This is a genomic window from Mucilaginibacter aurantiaciroseus (genome assembly GCF_024055595.1).
Taxonomy (GTDB): domain Bacteria; phylum Bacteroidota; class Bacteroidia; order Sphingobacteriales; family Sphingobacteriaceae; genus Mucilaginibacter; species Mucilaginibacter aurantiaciroseus.
In genome coordinates, this window is sequence record NZ_JAMXOF010000003.1 from 581,170 (window position 1) to 595,054 (window position 13,885).

General features: G+C 39.9%; 10 protein-coding genes. All 10 read left to right on the plus strand.

The window, feature by feature from the left end; genetic code table 11:
* The first annotated feature begins 380 nt into the window (after window positions 1-380).
* Window positions 381-1,409, plus strand: a complete 1,029-nt coding sequence (locus NAF17_RS15915; protein ID WP_252758999.1) for a FecR family protein — start codon at window positions 381-383, stop codon at window positions 1,407-1,409.
* 158 nt (window positions 1,410-1,567) lie between these two features.
* On the plus strand, window positions 1,568-4,819 hold the full coding sequence (locus NAF17_RS15920; protein ID WP_252759000.1) for a TonB-dependent receptor: 3,252 nt from the start codon (window positions 1,568-1,570) through the stop codon (window positions 4,817-4,819).
* Window positions 4,820-5,240: 421 nt separating this feature from the next.
* Complete coding sequence (locus NAF17_RS15925; RefSeq protein ID WP_252759001.1) at window positions 5,241-6,590, plus strand: beta-helix domain-containing protein; 1,350 nt, start codon at window positions 5,241-5,243, stop codon at window positions 6,588-6,590.
* Window positions 6,591-6,664: 74 nt separating this feature from the next.
* Window positions 6,665-7,450, plus strand: a complete 786-nt coding sequence (locus NAF17_RS15930; protein WP_252759002.1) for a hypothetical protein — start codon at window positions 6,665-6,667, stop codon at window positions 7,448-7,450.
* Between the two features lie 869 nt (window positions 7,451-8,319).
* Window positions 8,320-8,718 carry a hypothetical protein gene (locus tag NAF17_RS15935; RefSeq protein ID WP_252759003.1) on the plus strand — a complete coding sequence of 133 codons (399 nt, stop codon included), beginning with the start codon at window positions 8,320-8,322 and terminating at the stop codon, window positions 8,716-8,718.
* Window positions 8,719-9,102: 384 nt separating this feature from the next.
* A complete protein-coding gene (locus NAF17_RS15940) occupies window positions 9,103-9,474 on the plus strand; it encodes a hypothetical protein (protein WP_252759004.1) in 372 nt (123 codons plus the stop codon).
* An 82-nt stretch (window positions 9,475-9,556) separates the two neighbouring features.
* Window positions 9,557-10,462: a prohibitin family protein gene (locus NAF17_RS15945; RefSeq protein WP_252759005.1), complete on the plus strand. Its 906-nt coding sequence runs from the start codon at window positions 9,557-9,559 to the stop codon at window positions 10,460-10,462.
* A gap of 207 nt (window positions 10,463-10,669) precedes the next feature.
* Window positions 10,670-11,245 carry a GNAT family N-acetyltransferase gene (locus NAF17_RS15950; protein WP_252759006.1) on the plus strand — a complete coding sequence of 192 codons (576 nt, stop codon included), beginning with the start codon at window positions 10,670-10,672 and terminating at the stop codon, window positions 11,243-11,245.
* A 2-nt stretch (window positions 11,246-11,247) separates the two neighbouring features.
* Window positions 11,248-12,384, plus strand: a complete 1,137-nt coding sequence (locus NAF17_RS15955; RefSeq protein WP_252759007.1) for a M20/M25/M40 family metallo-hydrolase — start codon at window positions 11,248-11,250, stop codon at window positions 12,382-12,384.
* Window positions 12,385-12,397: 13 nt separating this feature from the next.
* Window positions 12,398-13,747: a sigma-54-dependent transcriptional regulator gene (locus NAF17_RS15960; protein ID WP_252759008.1), complete on the plus strand. Its 1,350-nt coding sequence runs from the start codon at window positions 12,398-12,400 to the stop codon at window positions 13,745-13,747.
* Window positions 13,748-13,885 lie beyond the last annotated feature (138 nt).

Genomic DNA, 13,885 nt, shown 5'->3' on the forward strand with positions numbered 1-13,885 from the left:
TTAAAGTATTCCATACCCTGCCACTAACCTGCCGGTTTTACCAACTCTAAAGTACAGATACCCCTGCCGAAAATATATGTATTAGGTGCTGAAACCGGAAATTTTCCCGTATCCCGAAATTGCTTTGCTGTAAAACAAAATGCAAAATGGAACAGATATAAAAGCGGTTTCAAACTTACTACCTATAAAGCACGCTTAGTAAAAGTACGGATGCAATTAATCAGTGAATAAAATGGATTTGTACCTGAAATAAACACAAATTATATTACTGAAAATGAGATTGTTAAGTACTATTTTAAAATATATTAAAATATAGGATAGGTATATAAGCGGTTTCAATCTTACTACATATATAAACACATTAAATTCAAAAAGAGATAGTGAGGTATAACGAAGAAATAAAAAAACTGTTTAAACTCTACCTGGAAGGCAAAGCAAGCCGCCAGCAGGAGGAAGTGCTTCTGCGCTTTTTAGGCAGCGGCAAAAATGATGACAAACAGTTTTCTGAACTGATAGAGAAAGCCTGGGCTGCCGAGCCGTCCTCTCGTGCGGATTCATACGAAATAGACCAGGAGTTTAAAGAGATAATGATCGCTTCTGAAAGTAAACAACAAAAGAGAATACTTTGGATCCCAGTGTGGAAATATGCAGCATCGATCGTTTTCGTCTGTTCAGTTGCACTGGGCTGGTATAGCTATCATAAAAATCAAGTCAAAGCCATAGAGGTAATTGAAATGCTGAGCCGGAGTACTACTCAGGGAGAAAAAATCAAAATCATTCTTTCTGACAGTACTATAGTGTATTTGGGCAGTTCATCTAAACTTACATGGCCTTCTCATTTTGTGAAAGCACATTACCGTAACATCCATTTGGAAGGAGAAGGTTTCTTCCAGGTAAAACGCGATACTCTTAGTCCTTTTATTGTGCACTCAGGAAACATGCAAACACGGGTTTTGGGAACATCGTTTAATATTAGTGCCTATACTTCGGATAATATATTCAGCATATCGGTACGAACAGGTAAAGTTCGTGTTTCCGAAAATACAAAAGGAGTATTGAAAAGCTTATCCCTGCTTACGCCGGGGATGAAGTTGGACTACAATAATCACAATCACCATTATCTAGTCAACACGACGAAAGTAGAGGATGTAAATAGCTGGACAACAAACCGCTTCATTTTTAAGGATGCCAACCTACTTACTATGCTTGGTAAATTGGAAAGATATTATAAGGTGCGGTTTGATCTGAAGTCGCCCTGCCTGGCAAACAGTCGCCGATTCAATGCGACATTTGACAAGAAAAATATAAAAGACATAATGGAACAGCTGCGAATGATGAGCGGCGAGCAAATTCATTACAAGATAATTAATGATACACTAATCACCATATGGGGGGAAGGATGTAAATGATCTCTTAATTACTTAAAAAGACCTGCGCCAGCAAGGCATCATGGTTGGCAATAAATATAAACGAAACAGACCTTTAACAAAAAACCGCCCTGCGACAACAGGACGGCCATAAAAAAAATTGCTTTTAACACGTGAAAATTAAAAAACGCAATCAATCTATGAAAATAGGTTTTTACTTAGATATACTAAAATATTTTTTCCTTGAAAGATACGGGGCTGCATCTGCAGTATGCTTGTTGCCTATTATTTTACTCCAGCCGGTATCGGCATATTCGGCTATCAGGCAGATTTTAGATAAAAAAATCAGCTTGAAGCTGACCTCGGTAAGTATGCCGGTGGGGATTACCGCTTTGGAGGGTAAAGCCAGTTGCGTAATCAATTATGATCGAACGATTTTTAGTCCCAGCCAAAGGGTTAGCTTAGACATTAAGGATGCTTTACTACAGGATGCATTAAAGAAACTTTTAACGAATACTCGTGTAGGGTTCAGGTTTGCAGACGTTAATACCATTATTTTATATAAACTACCTGATCCGGTAAAACAGGGAAAGATTGCAGGCAAGATCTTGGATGATAAGGGCGAAACACTTCCCGGAGCGTCTATTAAAATTGTTGAAACAGGCGCCGGCACACAGGCCGGTACGGATGGAAGCTATATCTTAAGCGTTAATCCCGGCACGTATACTTTAGAGATCAGTTACATGTCTTTCCAGACTAAGCGTATAACCGGTGTAATAGTTCTGGAAGGTAAAAGCACTCCTTTACAAATCGCGATGAAACCTGATTCCAAAGGTCTGAGCGAAGTGATCGTTACGGCAAGTTACCGCAAGGCTTCGGTGGAAAGTTTGCTGGCCCGCCAGAAAAATGCTACCGAGATCAGTAACGGGATCAGCGCCGAACAGATTGCAAAAACTCCCGATAGGAATATCGGCGAAAGCTTAAAACGGATCAGCGGCGTAAGTACTATTGATAATAAATTTGTTATTGTACGTGGTATAGGCGAGCGTTATAATTCCGCAATGCTGGACGGTGTAATTTTGCCCAGTACAGAGGCGCAAACACGTAATTTTTCTTTCGACCTGATTCCTTCCAACCTGGTAGACAATGTGGTGGTGAGTAAAACGGTCACGCCTGATATGAACGCCAGTTTCGGTGGCGGTTTGATCCAGATCAATACTAAAGATATTCCTAATGAAAATTTTATGAGTTTCACCGCTGGTACCTCTTATAATGACCAGAGTACAGGTAAGGACTTTTTAAGCCATAAAAGAGGTAAATATGATTATTTGGGATTTGATGATGGCAGGAGAGATTACCCGAAAGATTTACATCATACCACCCGGACCGTAGAACCAAATAGCACTTTAACAGATGCCGAGTACCAGAAAAAAGTTGACGACCAAAGTAAAAGGTTTACGAATGACAATTTTACTTTATACAAATATGAAGCCGCCCCTTCGCAAAATTATCAGTTTACTATAGGCCGTTTATTTCCCATAGATACGACTTTTAAAAATAAATTAGGCTTTACAAGTGCATTAAGTTATCGCAATACACAATCTATCAATCAGTTTGACCAACAACGAAGAGGTGACTGGAATTTTAATTCTAATAACTATGGTGCCTCCTATGATTTCAATACCACTTTAGGCGCATTGGTAAATGTAGGTTTGCAGTTGGGAAAAAACCGGTTTAGTTTCCGCAATACCTACACCCATTTGTACGATAATACGCTGATCAGGACTATTGGTTACGATAGTGACAATGGAACAGACGATCTTTCTAAAGGTTTACCGCCTAACCGTATTCAAGAGGTAGACGACCCTACCTTTACCGACCTTTTGCAAAACAAATTTAGCGGCCAGCATCAGTTGGGAAGAGTTAAAATAGAGTGGAACGTAGCAAGAACATCTATTGATCGTAAGGAAAAGGATTTAAGTGTAGCCACTCAAGGACCGGTACAGGTGGGAAATGATTATCAATATTTCTATGGTACCTCAAAGGTTGGCGAGGAGCGGATCAATCCTACATCGCGTCACAATTATCATAATCAGGAAAAAAATTATTCCTGGAACATAGATGCAACAGTGCCATTCTCCGTTTATGGTATTAATAATTCAGTAAAAACCGGGTATTTCGGCATACATAAAAAGTCGACTTTCGACTGGCAGATTGCATCGTTAGCGTCTAGTGGTCAATTAGCAGATAGCTTACGCTATATTCCAATTGGCGAAATGATAAATCCCGCTAATTTTGGAGCGAACGGTTATAATTACTTGATAACACCTTACTTTTTAGACGCTTATGCGGGTAAAAGTATCACCCAAACCGGCTACTTAATGTTTGATAGCAGGCTTTTGGAAAAATTAAGACTTGTTTGGGGAATTAGAGGAGAATATTATAAGTACACTGAAATCAAGAATGCTTCTAATGTAATTCAACAAGGTTTTGAATTGCCAGGAGATAAGACCTGGCAATGGCTTCCCTCCGCAAACCTTACTTACAGCCCTATCAAGTCAATTAATTTCCGGGCAGCCGTTTCCAGCAGTGTGATCAGGCCGGAGCTCACGGATAATAGCCAGTTTTTTAAATATAACCCAAATTTAGGTGCCCTTTTTGGTAACCTGGGACTAACAAGCACCAGGATCAACAGCTATGATGTAAAAACCGAATGGTTCCCTGGTGCTGGGGAGATTATTTCAGCCGGGGCATTTTATAAAAAGTTTAATAAGCCGACCGAATTGACCTTTATAAGGGTAAATGGCAATATTAACTATTACCTTCAAAATGCAGATCAGGCCAAGGTATACGGATTGGAATTTGAATTGAGGAAGAACTTCGGTTTTATTGGTAACAACACTTTTTTAAGTAACCTAACGGCTTACGGTAATCTCACACTACAAAAATCAAATGTGATAGCCTCTTATCGTATCACTAATCCAGATCCAAAAGTTGGTGGTGATATTACTGTAAACGTCAAGCAAAAGCGAACAATGTATGGCCAGTCGCCTTACTTAATCAATGCCGGTTTGCAATATACGGGCAATCATTTCGGCTTAAACGTCTTATACAATAAATCGGGCTATAAAACTTATATCGTAAGCTCGTTATTTGATCAGATTGAATACGAAAAACCCCGCGAACAGTTAGACGCACAGATCAGTTACAAATTTTTAAAGAACAGATTTGAGATTCGGTTAAACGCGGCAAATCTTTTAAATACAGCATCCACATTTTTTGTAAATACAGCCAGTTATGAGGCAAACCCTGATTACATGGGTGGTGGTGATGAAAGCAATGCCAAACGTTTAAAGCCGGGTTTTACTGACAAATATGAGGATGGAGATCAAGTCAGGTACAGTCAAAAATTTGGACGGACTTACAGTACCAGTATCACTTATAATTTTTAATTGAATACATCAAAGAGTGTAGAATATCATCAAATTGATTACCCATAAAAACAGAAAGGAGACAATAATGAGTTTCCAGATCCAAGCTTATAAATAACGAAGGGCTGTATCAGAGCCCTTCGTTTAAACCGATGCTTTGCGGCGAACGGCAGGATCAGGAACACACCTGAATATCATAAACATCGCTTCCTTGAGGAAAAGCTTTATTAATCAAGGGTTAATAAAGAATGACAGTTAATTTAACAGAGTTGGCTGTCAAGATAACAAAAAATGAATAAAAAAAGAATGAATTGCATTTCTGTTCTCGCAAGATATGTATGTGCTGTTAAAGGCATTCACTTTCAACATTATTCATCCAAACAAATTATGAAAATAATGGGAAACAATAAAATACGCTGCTTCCCTGAAAAACAAGCCAAAAATGAAAAATTATTTAGCAATTATGATGGTTCTGGCTACAGGACTTTCATTTACTTCATGTAAAAAGGATGCAAATTCAAATAGTGACTTTGCTAACCGCAGCACTTCTGCTGCTGATTACTCACAATCATCATTGCCGGTGGTTGCAGTTAGTGGTGACATTACCACCAGTACAACCTGGACTGCTGGTAATGTTTACGAACTTAGCGGAATTGTTACGGTAAAAAGCGGTGCAACATTAACCATTCAGGCAGGTACTTACATTAAATCAACTGTAAATACAGTGGGCGGTGCGGCAAACGGTGTATTGGTAATCGCAAAAGACGGGGCCATCAATGCAACCGGTACTTCAACCAATCCAATTGTTTTCACAAGCCGTAACTTGCTGGATGGTAACGCATCAACTGTTGGTAAGCCGGGTGATTTCGGTGGTGTAATCTTATTAGGTAACGCAATTATCAATGTTGCTTCACGTGATAAATTAATCGAAGGGTTGCCAGATCAGCCGCAATTTCATTATGGTGGTACAAATGATACTGACAACCGTGGTACATTTAAATATGTGCGTATAGAGTTTGCAGGATTTCAACTAGCGCCAAATGTAGAAGTAAATGGCTTAACATTAGGCGGTGTAGGATCAGGTACGACAATCGATCACGTTCAAACTTCTTACGGTTTGGATGATGGTTTTGAATTTTTCGGTGGAAATGTGAGCCCTAAGTATTTGGTTTCACTTGCATCTGATGACGACCAATTTGATTTTGACAATGGCTACACCGGCTCTATTCAGTACGCCATCGCAGTAGCTGACGCCTATTCAACTCACAGTGGTACCGGCTCACCGGTAACTTCAGATTCGAATGGATTGGAATCTGATAACAATGCACCTGCTGAAGATGCTACTTTTAGCCTGTCACCTAAAACGCACCCTATACTGTCTAATTTCAGCATAGTAGGCACTTCTGCAGCCACCTTAAGCCCTGTAATTACTGCTCCTGGCTTTAAATATGGTATTCGCGAACGCCGAGGATCAGAGGTTACTTTAAATAATTCACTAATCACCGGCTATCCGTCAGGATTAGTTTTTGATGCTGATGCGAGTGCAACACCATCGATAATTAATAACATCAGTGTTCATGGTTTTACAGCAGCAACAACTGTAACCACCGGTGCTTACACCGCCGCCGGCACTAATTTAACCTCTACTGCGGCAGCAGCACCTACATGGGGTATGTCACAACCATTTTATAACTCTGGTACGGTTAATTTCCTTGCTGCCAGCGGTACAAAAGGTGCCATAACTACCGGTTCGGGTAACTGGGTTTCAGGCTGGACCAAATTTACTTTCTAACCTATACACTATTAACAATTTGATCGGGGCGCGCATTTGCGTCCCGGTTTTTTGAAAAATGCACAACCAAATACATGAAAAAATTAAAATACTTATTTCTATTACTGAGCTTGTTTTTATTTGCCTGCAAAAAAGAGCAGGTGTTTACCAATGAACCGAAAAAAAGCGTTGTAAGCCTCAGGATCAAAGGCGCTGTTATAAGTCAGGATACGCTTGAGTTTGTTTTGAATAATAAAGTATTGGCACGCGGTGGAACAAATTTCGATATAGCAAAGATACTTTTGAGAGCTAACGATAAAGTGCAGATTCGTAAAAAGGCAGATGGTAAGGTAATTGGTGCCATTGATATAGCGGAAACCCCATTTAATCAAGAAAGAAAAATATTCTACGACGGTACAACTTTATTGGACAACATAGTTATAACTCCGGTTACTAACCCGCAGAACATGGGCGTAAGACTAAGTTTTAACACACCCTTTGCAGATTTTTACGGAGGCGCTGTCGATATTGAGGTATTTCACAGAATATTAGATTTAAACACATTTGAATTTACCTATATATCTGTAATGAAAATAAATGGTTTGACACAGGCATTCGGTGATTTCTTTGAGTTTCCTCCCTTGCCCGCCAGTAATGACTTCGTATTACATGGTTACGTATTTAAGGTATATAAAGCGGGAACGAACCAACTACCTTATACCAAAATGGATAAAGTTCAATTGTCTGATCCGGATAATACTTACGGAGATATCGGCTTTACTGCTGGGGCAAGTCAGCTGCTTATTGTATCACCATATATTTATGATGGGTTTGTTGTCGATGGTTACGCAGCAGACGATGTAGCCGGTCTGTTTAAATAAAATAGACAAGGAGATTATGTAATACCATATAGCTATTAATAGTTTAATTATAACTTTAATTGCGAGAATCAAACGCAATCATATATGCCTAAAACACCTGAAAAAAAATTCTGGAGCTGGAAACTTAGGTAAAGCTCTTAAAGAAGCAAAAAGCCCACCTGGAAGAACAAAACAGCCGGGCAGACAAGAAAGCAATTATTTTTGATATGATGATTGATCTTGCTGAAAAGGAGTATAAGATCGATATCCGAAAAAACTCCTTACCCGAACAATCGACCAATATCACAAAACGCACAAAGAAAGTATAATTTCTACCTGTAAATTGTTCGGGGTATATAGGCAGGTCTATTTTAGCGGGATGGATAAGCCTATCAATACTAACCCTAATTTTAAAGGGGCATTTGGCGATAAACGAATACAGAAGCGTGCAGCCGATGCTTTAAGGAAGTTAACGACCAGCCGGAACAGCAGATTACAGAGAGCGATGCAGAACAAAAGAGCTTTTACCGGTTATTTAATAATGAAAGCTTTAGCTAATCGGCTATAAAGAAAAGTATTATTGAACGTTGCCGTATCTTATGTCCCGGAAGACATTTATTATGTATACAGGATACGACTGATTTCAATTTCTCTTCCAAGCCGGGACGAATAAAGCCGGAAAGCGGTTTAGGCACAACTTCCAGAGATGACATTCTGGGTTTTATGCTAAATAGCTTTTTGGTAGTTGATGCTGATAACAGCCATGCCCAGGGTTATTCTTATATCAAAGCATGCGAAAGGCCGTTAGATAGTCCCGGCTCAAAGTTTAGGAAGTATTACAGATGATTTGCTGGTATAAGGAAAGATGGCATATCGAACAGATACATCGCTTGTTAAAGGAAAATGGTTTTAGGATCGAAAGGTCGCAACTGGAACAGGGTTGGGCTATTCGTAAACTTACCTTGTTGGCGATGATGGCAAGCCTTAGGATATTACAGATGATGCTTGTTTATTTGGATGATAATGAACAATCTATAAATGAAGTATTTGATGAACAGGAACAAAGGTGCCTGCAAATGATCGGTAAAAAAATAAAAGGAGGAACTGAAAAGTTAAAGAATCCGACCAAAGCAAATACCTTAAAATGGGCAACATGGATTAATTGCAAGAATGGGCGGGTGGAAAGGATATGCTTCTCAAAGAAAGCCAGGCCTATTGTACTGCAAAAGGGCTTGACTAAAGTCTATAATCTTTATGAAGGATGGCTACTCTACCAAAATTACCACTAAAGATGTGTCCACACAGTAGAATAAAGCCTTTACATTGTCCCTTTCAGCTTCATACCCATGTTTATAACTTGTATTCAAATAGGCGTTTAATCAACGGAATTGCTGATATCAATATGGTTTCTAATAATACGGTAGAATATTAGATTGATAATCATGGCCTGCAATCGTCTTACGATTCCGATAACAACCAATTCTTCAAAAGCCGTTGATCTTTAAGTTACCAATCCGATACGATAAAATACCCTTTCATTTTGGTAAGGTAATTACAACGCTTGTTTATTTAACATAATGGTAAGTCGTTCATTTACAGGTTAAAACGCGTCTTTCTATACTTTGTATTACCTGTGGCATATGTTTGGCACTACAGATAATAAATAAAAAAACATGAAAGAGCGACATCTTACCCGGAAGCTTGATTGGACATCGAATCAGATTTCTCTGCAAATACCTGATCTAAGGCTTGAAAAAATGACAGTCAACCCTTTATTAAGATATTGCAGCCTAACGATCTTTGGTTCTTATCTACTAAAAACAGATAAAAAGTATATAACTATACTGGCTGGATTAACCCTTATCGGGCTAATGATACTCTCCCGTAATGTGGTAACCCATCAAGTTTCCGCATTAATGATGCTTTCTGTTACAGGTACTTTACTTATTAACCCTGTTGATGATCCGGAAATTATTAATCGAGAAACTTGTTTTAAAACAAACGATCAGTTCTATGAACCAGCGTCTCTTAACATCGGCGGATAACCGTAACAATTTTATGGCTGTAGCTGCAAGCCAGGTGAATCAACGCCAGCAATAATCGCATTTTATCATAATTAACAAACATATGTTTATCGCAATTTTAGGAGTAATTATAACCGTAGCCGGAATCGTACTTAAACGTTCCCCCGAACCAGCCAGCCGCTTTGGCGGCCTCATCAGGACCATTGGATTTGTAGTAGTTGTGATCGGGTTGCTGACATCCATGTTCAAAATAATTGAACCAGGTAAGGTAGGCGTGCAGGCACTTTTTGGTAAGGTACAGAACAATGTACTTGAAAGTGGCTTGCATATCATCAATCCTGTGGTAGACATTACCACATTTGATATCCAAACCCAAACGTACACGATGAGTGCGGTAAGTAACGAAGGCCAGAAAGAAGGCGACGACGCTATCCGGGTTTTATCATCAGACGGACTTGAAGTAACTATCGATCTATCGGTTCTGTATAAGGTGAATCCTGAAAAGGCCCCTTATATCATGCAAAATATAGGGGAAAACTACATTGATAAAATTGTGCGCCCCATATCAAGAACAGTAATTAGGGACAATGCCGTTAATTATACGGCAGTTGACCTGTATTCCGGAAAGCGCCAGGAGTTTCAGGACAAGATCAACCGCACGATAACCGTAAGTTTTGACAAACGCGGGCTAGAAATGCAGCAGATATTGGTCCGGAATATCACTTTACCCGCTTCGGTTAGGGCAAGTATAGAGTCTAAGATCAACGCAGAACAGGACGCGCAAAAGATGCAGTTCGTATTGCAGAAAGAGCGCCAGGAAGCAGAACGAAAACGTGTAGAAGCACAAGGTATAGCAGATTATCAAAAAATACTTTCCACTGGTTTGTCCGACAAACAGTTACAATATGAAGCTATAAAGGCACAAAAGGAAATAGCTTTATCCCCTAATGCCAAGGTTATTATTATTGGCGGTGGCAAGGGAAATCCGATTATGCTTACGGATAAATAAAGGTTTTGGGATCTGCGTTCCATAATGATAAAAAATCCTTCCGTTTTGAAAGGGTGCTAAATCACACGAGTAATCACTAAAAAAGTATTACTGTTATTTTAGCTAACAAAGTGGTTGATTCTAAATGTCTCAGTAGCAAAGGCATCCTTTTGGCTGCTGAGTTTATGAACCGGAACTTGGGGTTTCGGTTATCTAAAAACAAAAAAAATGGATGATGGACGAATAATCGTAAGGTTAGCACAACCCTCAGATTATATTTATGCAAAACAAATTTCAGAAGAAACGGAACGTTCCGCTATAGCCAGGGGTTCCGGTATTTCAAAAAGATCGGTTGATTCGATCAAAGCCAAAATATATGATGGTAAAGCGGTTATAGCAGTATCAGACTGCGGAAATTGGGTTGGATTTACCTACCTGGAAGTTTGGGAAGACGGAAAGTTTATATCCAATAGCGGACTGATCGTTGCACCCGAATACAGGCAAAATGGCGTCGCGCAGGCAATCAAAGAAGAAGTCTTCCGTTTATCACGTCAAAAATTTCCTAAGGCCCTTATTTTTTCTATAACCTCAGGCCTTGCTATTTTAAAACTAAATACCCGCTTGGGGTTCGAGCCGGTTACCTATTCAGAGATCACCCATGAAGAAACCTTTTGGGAAGGCTGTAAAAGCTGCGTCAACCATGACGTATTGAATAGCAGGAAAAAATGCAATTGTCTGTGTACAGCCATGCTTTTCGACCCGGCAAAAAATCAGTCTGAAAAAGTTAATGTTAATCAAATATAGATATGTACCAAGTAATTGATGAACGCCTTATAGAAGAAGATCCTATTGCCGGACTCACAGAGGAAGCAGTCAGCCTACTTAAACAACTTATTGAAATCCCATCGTTTAGCGAAAACGAAGATGGAACGGCTAACCTGATCATCACTTTTTTAGCCAACCGGGGCATCGGCTGTAAAAGGCATCATAACAATGTCTGGGCCTACAATAAATTTTATAAAGCCGATAAACCAACAATATTGCTGAACTCTCATCACGATACCGTTCAGCCAAATGTAGGATACACGCGCGACCCTTTTGACGCGGAGATAATAAATGATAAGTTTTATGGGTTGGGCAGTAATGACGCCGGTGGTTCCTTGGTTTCACTGTTAGCTGTTTTTTGCTTCTTTTACAACCGCACAGATCTTGCCTATAACTTATGCTTTTTGGCTAGCGCGGAAGAAGAAAGTTCCGGTAAAAATGGGATCAGCTCTATCCTGCATGAACTTGGAAAGATAGATTTTGCCATCGTAGGTGAACCAACGAAAATGGATATGGCTACTGCAGAAATGGGTTGTATGGTGCTGGATTGCACCGCCTATGGCGTAGCAGGCCATTCCGCAAGAAACGAAGGGGTCAATGCTTTATATAAAGCATTGAGTGATATTCAATGGTTTTCGACTTACAATTTTCCAAAACAATCCGGATTCATGGGGCCGATTAAAATGACGGTTACAGGGATCAATGCCGGGTTGCAGCATAATATCATTCCGAATGAATGCCAATTTATGGTAGATGTGCGGCTGAGTGATTGTTTTACTGTTGAGGAAATACTCGTTATGATCAGCCAACATACAACTTCTGAGATTAAGGTCAGGCCGGGTATACTGAAGCCAACTTGCATTGATCACATTCACCCGGTTGTTCGGACAGGTTTATCTATCGGAAGGAAAACATTTGTTTCGCCAACCAGTTCGGACCGGGGCTGGCTCGATGTGCCATCTATAAAGATGGGGCCGGGTGATTCAGCCCGTTCACACATGGCCGATGAGTTCATTTTTATAGAGGAAATAAGCGAAGGCATATTAATTTACATCCGCCTGCTTAAATCAATGATGTATTGTTTGATCAATAATCCGGATAATCAAAACAGGACTTAAATATTCAATTTTAGTGGAAATAAAAAAGATACCATCATCCACCGTATTGGTGATTGATGATGAACAGAAATTGGCATCATTAATTGGCCGGATATTGGAACTGGAGGGTTTCCGGGTAATCATTGCACATACGGGTAAAGAAGGCCTTAAAAAGCTGATGCTTGAAGATATACAAGTAGTGGTAAGTGACGTTAAACTCCCGGACATCAACGGCGTGGACCTGGTAAAGATGATCAAAGATAAAAAGCCCTTTGTGGAAGTTATCAATATGACCGCCTACGGCACGATATCGGATGCCGTTCGAGCGGTTAAAAATGGCAGTTTCGATTATCTCACCAAAGGTGATGATAATGATAAGATCATTCCGTTGGTTTACAAAGCAGCCGAAAAGGCACATTTTCATATCCGGATATTTAACCTGGAAGCCCGAATTACAGGTAAATATAGTTTTGAGCATATTCTTGGCCGGTCAAAAGCTATACACGAAGCCATCGGGCTTGCTAAAAAAGTAGCAGTCACCGATACCACCGTCCTGCTTCTCGGCGAAACCGGTACCGGTAAAGAAGTATTTGCCGAATCGATTCATTATGAAAGTAACCGCAGATTGCAGCCCTTTGTGGCTGTTAACTGCAGCAGTTTTCCTGCAAGTTTATTGGAAAGTGAACTATTTGGTTATAAGGCCGGTGCATTTACCGGCGCTAACAAAGATAAAAAAGGCCTGTTCGAGGAAGCCGATAACGGTACGATTTTTTTGGACGAGGTTGGTGAAATGAGTATGGAACTGCAGTCTAAACTCCTGCGTGTGCTGGAGAGCCGTACTTTCATCAAGGTAGGTGATACACAAACAACCAAGGTCAACGTACGTATCCTGGCGGCAACCAACCGCGATCTGAAAAAGGAAGCGGAGGACGGCCATTTTCGGCTTGATCTTTACTACAGGCTCTCGGTTTTTAATATCAACCTGCCCTCACTCAATGAACGTAAAGGAGATATCGGGCTCATAGCAAAACATTACCTGAAGGAATTTTCAGATAAGGTAAATAAGCGCATCGATACCATCAGCGACGAATTTCTGCAAGTGCTGCAACAACATGAATGGAGGGGTAATGTTCGTGAATTAAAGAATATTATCGAGCGTGTCGTTATCCTGACTGATAAGAACACCATTGATGTCGACCTGCTGCCTTTGGAATTCCGTACGGTGTATTTTGAAACTTCTGCCCTGGACATGGAATCGGTGGAAAGGCAACACATCACTAAAGTACTCAACCACGCCCGTGGAAATAAAACTGAGACAGCCAGGCTTTTGAATATAGGGCTTACTACGCTATACCGTAAACTGGATCAGTACAAGCTATCATGATGACACGTTATTGTGGTAAAAAACCTTTCCAAAATGGGAGGGTTTTTTTGTTTGTTAACTATTGTATCAAATGCAATTTACTGATTTATAATTAATTACCTTGTATAATTCCTCTATGGCATTAGTATTGGCATAGAG

What these genes read in the sequence shown, in the direction of transcription:
- NAF17_RS15920 (WP_252759000.1), top strand. Translation starts at nt 1,568, where the DNA reads ATGAAAATAGGTTTTTACTTAGATATACTAAAATATTTTTTCCTTGAA.
- NAF17_RS15925 (WP_252759001.1), top strand. Translation starts at nt 5,241, where the DNA reads ATGAAAAATTATTTAGCAATTATGATGGTTCTGGCTACAGGACTTTCA.
- NAF17_RS15930 (WP_252759002.1), top strand. Translation starts at nt 6,665, where the DNA reads ATGAAAAAATTAAAATACTTATTTCTATTACTGAGCTTGTTTTTATTT.
- NAF17_RS15940 (WP_252759004.1), top strand. Translation starts at nt 9,103, where the DNA reads ATGAAAGAGCGACATCTTACCCGGAAGCTTGATTGGACATCGAATCAG.
- NAF17_RS15945 (WP_252759005.1), top strand. Translation starts at nt 9,557, where the DNA reads ATGTTTATCGCAATTTTAGGAGTAATTATAACCGTAGCCGGAATCGTA.
- NAF17_RS15950 (WP_252759006.1), top strand. Translation starts at nt 10,670, where the DNA reads ATGGATGATGGACGAATAATCGTAAGGTTAGCACAACCCTCAGATTAT.
- NAF17_RS15955 (WP_252759007.1), top strand. Translation starts at nt 11,248, where the DNA reads ATGTACCAAGTAATTGATGAACGCCTTATAGAAGAAGATCCTATTGCC.